Source organism: Luteimonas sp. TWI596 (assembly GCF_039674105.1).
In the GTDB taxonomy this organism is placed as follows: domain Bacteria; phylum Pseudomonadota; class Gammaproteobacteria; order Xanthomonadales; family Xanthomonadaceae; genus Luteimonas.
In genome coordinates, this window is sequence record NZ_JBDJMU010000039.1 from 1 (window position 1) to 9,298 (window position 9,298).

Sequence of the window (9,298 nt, forward strand, 5' to 3'; positions counted from 1 at the left end):
CTTGATCGTCTTCCGGTCGAACATCCCCTCACCCTTGCGCCCTGGAATCAGGCATCAAGCGTAACGGTGGCTGGCAAAGGACTCCCCGCTAATCTGCGAAGAACCTTTTTTGTGGCTCTTTGCGAGGTCAGGGACATCTTGCTTTTCCACTGCCTCCTCTCCGGAACGCGCGTCGCGCCGGCCGGGGATTGCTCCCCGGCTCGGTCAGCCATCCATGGCTGACTCGCCGCCGCGGGCCATCCATGGCCCGCTATCGCAGCCCCCGACCAGCACGACGCACTGAGCCTGCCAGTGCGCGATTTCTCCCAGCATGCGACGTTGCGTTTACTCGAAGCCGGAGCGCACACGTCTGCAGCAGCGGACTGACGGTCGGTGGCCGCGCCAAGCGCGCCATGGGTGAGCCCGTTCTGCTTGCGCGGCATGCCGCGCGAGCGGGCGAACGCCCGGCGTGCTACGCCGGGCCGGACCAATCCGCAAAGCGGAGCGCGCGCGCCCGAGTCAGGACAGGGTGAGCATGGATGGCGTGCGCGGCACTGCCGCGCATCCATGCGAACGCCACGCGTGCTTCGCGTGGCCGGACCGCGAAGCGGCCTGCCGAGGGAAGAGCGGCTACCGGGCGGCAGGCCGATGCCTATCCGAAGTGGCCCCCGCAACGGCTCGCGCAGCGAGCACTAGAGCCGTGCACCTTTCTACCGCAGGCAGAGAATCAAGGCTGCGCCAGCGCCGCCATGTGGCGCCGGTAGTGCCGGAGCTCGTCGATCGAATCGTGCACATCGCTCAGCGCCGTATGCGCCGAATGCTTGGTGAAGCCCGACAGGATCTGCGGCGCCCAGCGGCGGGCCAACTCCTTGAGCGTGCTCACGTCCAGGTTGCGGTAGTGGAAGAACTTCTCCAGCGCCGGCATCTGCCGGTGCAGGAAGCGCCGGTCCTGGCAGATCGAATTGCCGCACATCGGCGAACGACCCGGCTCGACCCACTGCTGCAGGAACGCCAACGTGCGCGCCTGCGCCTCGGCCAGGCCGACGCCTTGCTCCAGCGAACGCGCCCACAGCCCCGAGCGCGTGTGCTGGTTGCGGTTCCAGTCGTCCATCGCCTCGAGCACATCGAGCGGCTGCACGATGGCCAGCTCCGGACCTTCGGCCAGCACGTTGAGATCGCCATCGGTGATCACGGTGGCGATCTCGAGGATCTGGTCGTGGTCGGTGTCCAGACCGGTCATCTCCAGATCGATCCAGATCAACCGGGTGTCGCTGTGCCTGTCGGCATTCATGGGCAGGTCGCCATCGCTGTCGTGGCACGCATGATATCGCAGCGGTCCCCACCCCTCGCCCGCGATCAACGCGGCGGACGCCCGCGCTTGCGACGGAAGTAGTTCGTCAGCATGGGCCCGGCGACCTCGGCCAGCACCCCGCCCGTCACCTCGACCCGGTGGTTGTGCCGCGGATCGCCCAGCACGTCGAACACGCTGCCCGCCGCGCCGGTCTTGGGGTCGAAGGCCCCGAACACCACGCGCGCGATCCGCGCATGGATCATCGCCATCGCACACATCGCGCAGGGCTCGAGCGTGACCACCAGCGTGCAGCCGACGAGCCGGTGATTGCCCAGGAGCCGGCCCGCGCGGCGCATCGCCACCACTTCGGCATGCGCGCTGGGATCGTGCTCGGCGATGTTGCGATTCCAGCCCTCGCCGATGACCTCGCCCTGCGGCGACACGACCAGCGCGCCGACCGGAATCTCGTCGTCCTCGGCCATCGCCCGCTCAGCGAGCGACAGCGCCCGGCGCATCCATGTCGCGTCCGCAGCGGCGGCATCGGTCAGAGAGGGCGCGTGCAGGTCCGGCATGCCGGCATTATGGCCCGTGGCCTGCTGCACATCCCAGGCCCTGCATGCACTTGCATGGCAAGGCCCGGGCCCCGGTGGCCTCAGACGCTGCCTTCCTGCTCGTGCATGGTGATCAACGACTCCATGAGGTCTTCCTCCGCGCTCGAGCACACGCCGAGCAGCAAGGCTTCCTCGCAGCCGGTGTCGACGATGTAGGCATGCCCCATCTGGCTGTCGATGTAGATGCCCTCGCCTGCGCTGAGCACCACCGGGTCGTAGAACTCGCTGTGCACCTGGATCCGGCCTTCGAGCACGTGGATGTACTCCTCGCCGGGATGGCGCACCAGATCGCCGAACTCGGCCGTCGTCTTGGCACGGACCCGGGTGAGGATCGGGATCATCCGTTTGCGCCGCAACTCGGTGCACAGATAGAAGTAATCGTAGTTGTCGGTCTTGACCCGCAAGGCCTTGTCCAGCGTGCCGATGCTGCGGCGGGCGGTGACCGCCTGCGGCGCGGCGCCCGGCTCGGGTTCGGCAAACAGCTCCGACACGCGCATGTTCAGGCGCTGCGCCAAGTGCTGGAGCTTGTCGTAGGTCAGGGTCAGACGATCGTGCTCGATCTTCGACAGGGTGGACAGGGGGATGGCGGTGTGTTCGCTCATCTCCCTGAGCGTCCAGCCCCTGCGCGTGCGCAAGCCGCGCAGCAGGGTTCCGAGCGTGGGGCTCTTCGGACTCATCGACAGGCCTTGGTGATTCCCAGTGAAGTGACCGGCACGATACTACGGCCGGATGAACACCATCCTGATCAGGATGTTTTTTTGCGACACGGCGCGCGGCGAGGGCCTTGTGCCCGCCCAACGTGCGTTGACCGGGCGGCGGCCGGCTCGGCGACGGATCGCGTTGGAAGCGGCCGCTCCGGACATCCCCGCGACGCAAGGTTTGACATTTTTCCGATCAGGAATAATGTAGCCTGATTGAGATAATTTCGGCGGTGCCGGGCTGACCCGCATCGCCTCCGGATTTCCTGCGTCGAGGGTCATCGCATGCGTCTGTGGACGTGGCTTGTCGTGTTGTGCTGCGCCATCGCGGCGAGCTTCCCGGCCTTCGCACGGCAATCGGGGGGCGTGGCGAACGCGTCCCCGGCGGGCGCATCGTCATTGACCGAGGCCGATGTCGGCACCTGGCTGGACGGCTTCATGCCGTATGCGATCGAGCGCGGCGATATCGCCGGCGCGGTCGTCACGGTGGTCAAGGACGGTCGGATTCTGGTGCGCCGCGGCTACGGGTTCGCCGATGTCGAGCAGCGGATCCCGGTCGATCACGACACCACCCTGTTCCGGGTGGCATCGGTCTCCAAGCTGTTCACCTGGACGGCGGTGATGCAGCTGGTCGAGGCAGGACAGCTGGACCTGGACGCGGACATCAACCGCTATCTGGACTTCGACGTGCCCGGACGCGGCGCACCGATCACGATGCGGCACCTGATGACGCATACGGCCGGGTTCGAAGCCAACATCAAGACCATGTGGACCAGCGAGGCCATCGCGCAGGCCGACGGGCTCGCGCTTGGCCCCTACCTCGCGCAGTGGGTTCCCAAGCGGATCTTCGCCCCCGGCACCGTGCCGGCGTACTCGAACTACGGCACCAGCCTGGCGGGCTACATCGTCGAGCGCATCTCAGGCCTGCCCTTCCCCGAGTACATCGAGCGCAGGATCTATGCGCCGTTGCGGATGGAGCACGCCAGCTTCCGGCAGCCGCCGGCGCTGCGCGCACGCGTGTCGCAGGGATACGCACGCGGCTCGGGCGCCGCGCGCGCATTCGAGGTCACGCCGTCCGTTCCAGCCGGCGGCATGTCGGCGAGCGGCGCGGACATGGCGCGTTTCATGATCGCCCACCTGTCGGCGGCCGGCGGCCACGACTCGCCGATCCTCCGGGCGTCGACCAGCGCGCAAATGCTGACCCCGCAGACGCGCTTCGCGCCGCCGTTGCACACGATGGCGCTGGGGTTCTACGAGATCGACGTCAACGGCCAACGCGTGGTCTCGCACGCCGGCGACACCTTCTCGTTCCACTCGCAGTTGTTCCTGTTCCGCGACCACGACGTGGGCCTGTTCGTGTCGCTCAACAGTGCAGGCGTCGGTGGCGTCACCGGTCCGATCCGCCGTGAACTGCTGGAGCGTTTCGCCGACCGCTATTTCCCCGCCGCCGCATCCGCGCCGGCGCCTGCCGTCGATGCGGCCGTGGCCGCCGACCAGGCGCGTCGCCTGGCGACGCCCGCCTATCGCGAATCCCGACGCAACGAGACAGGACTGGGACGGATCAGCGTCCTGTCGCAGCCGCGCCTGCAGGCGCTCGACGATGGCAGCCTGCGGTTCGAGCGCATGAAGCAGCCCAACGGGCAGCCGACGACGTTCAAGCCGGTCGGCCCCTGGCTGTGGCAGGCGACGCACAGCGAGGTGCGTCTGGCGGCGATCCTCGAGGACGGCCAGCCAGTCGGCTTCGCGGTCGACTCGGCGGCGCCATTCAATGTCTTCCTGCAGGTCGAAGGCTACCGCTCGGCGACCTGGCTCAAGCCGTTGCTGATCGGCGCGGTCGTCGTGCTGGTGCTGACCGTGCTGGCCTGGCCGATCGCGGCCATCGTCCGACGCCGCAATGGACGTCGCCTGGACTGGTCGCCGACGGCGTTGCACGCGTATCGCCTGAGCCGCGTGGCCTGCATCTGGATGCTGCTGATGCCGGCCGCCGGCCTGGCCGTGATGAGCTGGGGGGCGGCGGATTTCGCACGCTTCGACGACCGCCTCGACCCGGTCGTGATCCTGCTGGGCATCGGCAGCGTCATCGCCATCGTCGGCGGCATCGCCGCGACGGCCTGGCACCTGCTGCAGACCCTGCGCAGCCGACGCGGCGTGTTCGCAGTCCTTCGGGCCGCTCTGCTGCTGGTATCGGCCTGTGTGCTCGCCTACGTCCTGGTCCTGATGGGCCTGGCCGACTTCGCCCTCGATTACTGACCCCTCGCCGCACGACGGCTGGAGACCTCGATGAAACTGACCCTGCAGATCGACAAGCTGCGCATGCTCGCCCCGTTCCGGATCAGCGGCTATGTCTTCGAGCATGCGCCGGTACTGCGCGTGGAACTGGAAGACCAGGGCCACCGCGGCCGTGGCGAGGCCAGTGGCGTCTACTACCTCGACGACGCGCCCGAGCAGATGCTGGCGACGCTCGAAGGCCTGCGCAGCCAGATCGAGGCCGGCGTCACCCGCGCCGACCTGCAGCAACTGCTGCCGCGCGGCGGCGCCCGCAATGCGCTCGACTGCGCCCTGTGGGATCTGGAGGCCAGCCGCGCAGGCAAGCCGGCATGGGCGCTGGCGGGCCTGCCGCAGGTCCGTCCGCTGCTCACCACCTGGACGCTCGGTGCCGACGATCCGGCGACGATGCAGTCGATCGCGATCAATCGGTATGCACCGGCCAAGGCGCTCAAGCTCAAACTCAGCGGCGAACTGGATATCGACAGCGAGCGCGTCCGGGTGGTGCGTCAGGCGCGGCCGGATGTCTGGATCGGCGTGGACGCCAACCAGGGCTACACGATCGACGTGCTCGATGCGCTGATTCCTGTGCTGATGGATAACGACGTCAGTCTGCTCGAACAGCCGCTGCGACGCGGTCGCGAGGCCGATCTCAAGGGTTTCGCCAGGCCGCTGCCGTTCGCCGCCGACGAAAGCGTGCAGGACGTGTCCGAGATCGGAGCGCTCGAAGGCCTGTTCGACGTCATCAACATCAAGCTCGACAAGTCCGGTGGCCTGACCGAAGGCCTGGCGATGGTCGACAAGGCCCGCACGCTGGGTATGCAGGTGATGGTCGGCAACATGATGGGCAGCAGCTGGGCGATGGCGCCGGCCTTCATCGTCGGCCAGCACTGCGACGTGGTCGATCTCGACGGACCGCTGGTGCTGGCCGAAGACCGCGTGCCCGGCGTCCGCTACGACGACGGCCTGGTCCATTGCGACGACAGCGTCTGGGGAACAGGAGTCCAGGCATGACGGTGTCCAAACCCGGCCCCCGCCGCTGGCAGCGTGTCGCGTCCGGCCTGCTGCTCGCGAGCGCTGCACTGTGCATTCCGCTGCAGGCGCAGGTGCCTGCGCCGGCGCCGGGATCGCCCGTTGCCGAAGCGCCCGCCGTCGCGCAGGACGCGTCCCCCGCAGGCGACGTCCCGCTCGATGCATCGCGCGTCGATACCTTCCTCGACGGCCTGGTGCCCTATCTGATGGCGCAGGGCGATCTCGCCGGCGCGGTGGTGACCGTGGTCGAGAACGGTCGCGTCGTCACCGAGCGCGGGTTCGGGTTCTCCGATGTCGACACGCGCACGCCGGTCGATCCGCGGACCACGCTGTTCCGCCCCGGTTCGATCTCCAAGCTGTTCGTCTGGACCGCAGTGATGCAGCTCGTCGAGCAGGGTCGTCTCGATCTCGACACCGACATCAACACCTATCTCGACTTCGAGGTCCCGTCCAAGGGCGAGCCGATCACGCTGCGCCAGGTGATGACGCATACCACGGGCCTGGAAGAACGCCTGCGCTATCTCATCGTGCTGGGGCCCGATCATCCGGCCACCGGCGAGCAGTACCTCAAAGAATGGGTGCCCGAGCAGATCTTCGCGCCCGGCACCAAGCCGGCGTACTCCAACTACGCCACCGGCGTTGCCGCCTACATCGTGGCGCGCATCAGCGGCCAGTCGTTCGAGGACTACGCCCAGGCGCACATTCTCGGCCCGCTGGGCATGCAGTACGCCAGCTTCCATCAACAACTGCCGGCCGCGCTGCTGCCACATGTCGCCAATGGCTACCGGCTCGGTTCCGGCAAGTCCTGGCCGGCGGAGAAGACCACTGCGCCGGGCATCGGTGGCCTGTACGCGTCGGGCGGGTCGATGGCGCGCTTCATGCTGGCGATGCTCAACCAGGGCGAACTCGACGGCCAGCGCATCCTGCGCCCCGACACCGTCGCGCAGATGCTGGCGCCGCAGCCGGCCTACCTGCCGCATCTGCCGCGGATGGCGCTGGGCTGGATGACCTCCGATACGGCCGGCTATGACACCCGTTCGCACGGTGGCACCACGCTGTTCTTCTATTCGTGGCTGTATCTGGTGCCCGAGCGCAACATCGGCCTGTTCGTGTCCACCAACAGCGCCGGCCGCGATGCCGCGGGTTCGGCGCTGCGTGCGCAGGTCTGGGAGCGTTTCGTCGCCGAGTTCCTGCCCCCGCGCCCGATCGTGGCTGCCGGTCCGGGCGTCGATGCCGACACCGCCCGGACGCACGCGGCCGCGCTGGCGGCTGTGAACTGGCAGAGCACGCGCCGCTCCGACAGCTCCTATCTGCGCGTGATGAACCTGTTGTCGCCGGTGCGGGTGCATCCGCAGGCCGACGGCACGATCACCGTCGATGGCCAGAAGGGGCTCAATGGCCAGTTGCTGCGGTGGCGCGAAGTGGCGCCGTGGCTGTGGCAGGAAGAGAACGGCCGCGGCCTGCTCGAAGTGAAGCTCGAGGACGACAAGCCGGTCTACTTCTCGGCCGGTCCTTTCGCCTCGGTGTTCGGCTACGAGCCCTTCCCGGCCTGGCGCTCGCCCGGCTGGCTGCGCCCTGCACTGCTGGTGTCGCTGGCGCTGCTGCTGCTCTCGGCGGTCCTGCGCGTCGGTGGCGTGTTCGTGCGGCGTCATTACGGCGTAGCGGCACCTATCCAAGCCCGTGGCCTGCGCTGGACGCAGACACTGTCGATCACCGTGCTGCTGGCAGGCGTCCTCGCATGGGGGCTGTATGCCACAGCGATATCGGCACCGGGCGGCGTGGCGGACTATCGCGACCTGCCACTGCTGCTGGTGCAAGCGCTGTCGTGGCTGGGTGTGGTGGCCGCGCTGGCCCTGGTCTGGGTCGCGGTCCGCAAGCCCGCGACGTGGCCGCGCGTGCGTCGCTTCGGCAGTTGGGTCGTGGCGCTGGCCGGGCTGGCCGTGGCCTTCGCCAGCTGGACGCAGGGTCTGCTGACCACCGGCGTGCAGTTGTAGGCGGCAGCGGGGATCGACCATGAGCAGCGGCAGCGAGTCCCCGCGGTCCTGGTTCGGGCAACCGCCCGGCCTGACCATCCTGTTCTTGACCGAAATGTGGGAGAAGTTCTCCTACTTCGGGATGCGGGCGCTGCTGGTCTACTACATGACCAAGCAGCTGCTGTTTTCCCAGCAGCAGGCCTCGCTGGTCTACGGCCTGTACACCGCGCTGGCGTATCTGACGCCCGTCTTCGGCGGGCTGATCGCGGACCGCTGGCTGGGCAAGCGACGTGCGGTGATCGTGGGCGGCGCGGTGATGGCGTTGGGCCACTTCCTGATGGCCTTCGACGCCCTGCTGTATCCGGCGCTATTGGCGATCGTGCTCGGCAACGGCCTGTTCCTGCCGACCCTGCCCGGCCAGGTCGGCGACCTGTATCGGCGCGAGGACCCGCGCCGCGGCTCGGCGTTCAACGTCTACTACGTCGGCATCAACCTGGGGGCGTTTCTCGCCCCGCTGGTCTGCGGCACCCTCGGCGAGGTCTACGGCTGGCATGTGGGCTTCGCCGCGGCTGGCATCGGCATGCTGGTCGGCCTGGCGATCTACATCGGCGGGCGCCGGCATCTGCCGCCCGATCCGCCGCGCAGTGTCGGCACGGCCTTGCCGCTGTCGGCGCTGTGGCAGCCGGCGTATCGCCCGTTGTTGCAACTGATGGGGATGATCGCCGGGCTGGTGGTGGTGTTCCGGCTGGCCTACGAGCAGATCGGCAACACCATCGCGATCTGGCTCGACACCGGCGTCGACCGCGCGGTGACCGCGGACTTCACCGTTCCGATGACCTGGTTCTTCTCGCTCAATCCGCTGCTGGTGTTCCTGATCACGCCGTGGCTGGTGCGGGCCTGGACCCGGCAGGCCCGTCTGGGGCGCGAACCGCCGCCCTTGACCAAGATGGCGATCGGCGCCGCCATGGTCGGTGGCGCGTTCGCGCTTGTCGCGGTGCTGGGCGGCACCCCGGCCACTCAGGTCGGCTGGCTGTGGGCCGCCCTGTTCTTTGTGATGTTCACGCTCGGTGAGCTGTTCATCCTGCCCGTCGGGCTGGGCCTGTTCGCACGTCTGGCGCCAGCCGGCTTCGGCGCGACGATCATCGCCGCATGGTTCCTCGCATCGTTCGGCGGCAATCTGCTGGCGGGCGCGGCCGGCACGCTGTGGTCGCGCCTGTCGGTCCATGCCTTCTTCGCGGCGATGGCGGGCGTCTGCGTTGTCGTCGCGCTCTCGCTATGGCGTCTGGAACGGCGCGCGCGCCCGCTGCTCGCCGCTGACGCCAACGACGACGCGCGGGTCTAGCTGTGTAAAGCCAGCACGTTGTTCACAGTTATCGGAATTCTGGAGATAGGCGGGTTGTAGCCGAGGCTGGCATGGGGTCGATGCCAGTTGTAGGTGTGCAGCCAGTG

The 9,298-nt window shown here is 68.1% G+C and carries 8 protein-coding genes and 1 pseudogene; 4 read left to right on the top strand and 5 right to left on the bottom strand.

Annotated features, from left to right (window positions below):
• Positions 1 to 706: 706 nt before the first annotated feature.
• The 4 genes from orn to ABE487_RS17025 all read right to left on the bottom strand — a co-directional run bounded on the left by orn (position 707) and on the right by ABE487_RS17025 (position 2,861).
• Positions 707 to 1,270 (bottom strand): oligoribonuclease, encoded by a 564-nt coding sequence (gene orn, locus ABE487_RS17010; protein WP_241946213.1) that lies wholly within the window; start codon positions 1,268 to 1,270, stop codon positions 707 to 709.
• 65 nt (positions 1,271 to 1,335) lie between these two features.
• A complete protein-coding gene (gene tadA, locus ABE487_RS17015; RefSeq protein ID WP_346452801.1) occupies positions 1,336 to 1,842 on the bottom strand; it encodes a tRNA adenosine(34) deaminase TadA in 507 nt (168 codons plus the stop codon).
• A gap of 80 nt (positions 1,843 to 1,922) precedes the next feature.
• The gene (locus ABE487_RS17020) at positions 1,923 to 2,558 is read right to left on the bottom strand and encodes a helix-turn-helix domain-containing protein (protein WP_346442466.1); all 636 of its coding nucleotides are present in this window, start codon (positions 2,556 to 2,558) and stop codon (positions 1,923 to 1,925) included.
• 42 nt (positions 2,559 to 2,600) lie between these two features.
• Entirely contained in the window at positions 2,601 to 2,861 is a 261-nt protein-coding gene (locus tag ABE487_RS17025; RefSeq protein ID WP_346452802.1) for a hypothetical protein, read from the bottom strand.
• Between the two features lie 3 nt (positions 2,862 to 2,864).
• Here ABE487_RS17025 and ABE487_RS17030 point away from each other — a divergent pair, with 3 nt between their 5' ends.
• From ABE487_RS17030 to ABE487_RS17045, 4 genes are read left to right on the top strand one after another with little or no spacing between them, the layout of a single operon-like run.
• The gene (locus tag ABE487_RS17030; RefSeq protein ID WP_346452803.1) at positions 2,865 to 4,829 is read left to right on the top strand and encodes a serine hydrolase domain-containing protein; all 1,965 of its coding nucleotides are present in this window, start codon (positions 2,865 to 2,867) and stop codon (positions 4,827 to 4,829) included.
• A 30-nt stretch (positions 4,830 to 4,859) separates the two neighbouring features.
• Positions 4,860 to 5,858 carry a dipeptide epimerase gene (locus tag ABE487_RS17035; protein WP_346452804.1) on the top strand — a complete coding sequence of 333 codons (999 nt, stop codon included), beginning with the start codon at positions 4,860 to 4,862 and terminating at the stop codon, positions 5,856 to 5,858.
• Positions 5,855 to 7,870 (top strand): serine hydrolase domain-containing protein, encoded by a 2,016-nt coding sequence (locus ABE487_RS17040; protein WP_346452805.1) that lies wholly within the window; start codon positions 5,855 to 5,857, stop codon positions 7,868 to 7,870. Before ABE487_RS17035 ends, ABE487_RS17040 begins: the two co-directional genes overlap by 4 nt.
• Positions 7,871 to 7,889: 19 nt before the next feature.
• Positions 7,890 to 9,191 carry a peptide MFS transporter gene (locus ABE487_RS17045; protein ID WP_346452806.1) on the top strand — a complete coding sequence of 434 codons (1,302 nt, stop codon included), beginning with the start codon at positions 7,890 to 7,892 and terminating at the stop codon, positions 9,189 to 9,191.
• Here the strand turns inward: ABE487_RS17045 and ABE487_RS17050 are convergent.
• Positions 9,188 to 9,298, bottom strand: a pseudogene (locus ABE487_RS17050) (IS481 family transposase); the annotation flags it as partial. The gene ABE487_RS17045 and the pseudogene ABE487_RS17050 overlap by 4 nt on opposite strands.

Coding starts and splice junctions, on each gene's coding strand:
- orn (WP_241946213.1), bottom strand. CDS start 1,270: ATGAATGCCGACAGGCACAGCGACACCCGGTTGATCTGGATCGATCTG.
- tadA (WP_346452801.1), bottom strand. CDS start 1,842: ATGCCGGACCTGCACGCGCCCTCTCTGACCGATGCCGCCGCTGCGGAC.
- ABE487_RS17020 (WP_346442466.1), bottom strand. CDS start 2,558: ATGAGTCCGAAGAGCCCCACGCTCGGAACCCTGCTGCGCGGCTTGCGC.
- ABE487_RS17025 (WP_346452802.1), bottom strand. CDS start 2,861: ATGACCCTCGACGCAGGAAATCCGGAGGCGATGCGGGTCAGCCCGGCA.
- ABE487_RS17030 (WP_346452803.1), top strand. CDS start 2,865: ATGCGTCTGTGGACGTGGCTTGTCGTGTTGTGCTGCGCCATCGCGGCG.
- ABE487_RS17035 (WP_346452804.1), top strand. CDS start 4,860: ATGAAACTGACCCTGCAGATCGACAAGCTGCGCATGCTCGCCCCGTTC.
- ABE487_RS17040 (WP_346452805.1), top strand. CDS start 5,855: ATGACGGTGTCCAAACCCGGCCCCCGCCGCTGGCAGCGTGTCGCGTCC.
- ABE487_RS17045 (WP_346452806.1), top strand. CDS start 7,890: ATGAGCAGCGGCAGCGAGTCCCCGCGGTCCTGGTTCGGGCAACCGCCC.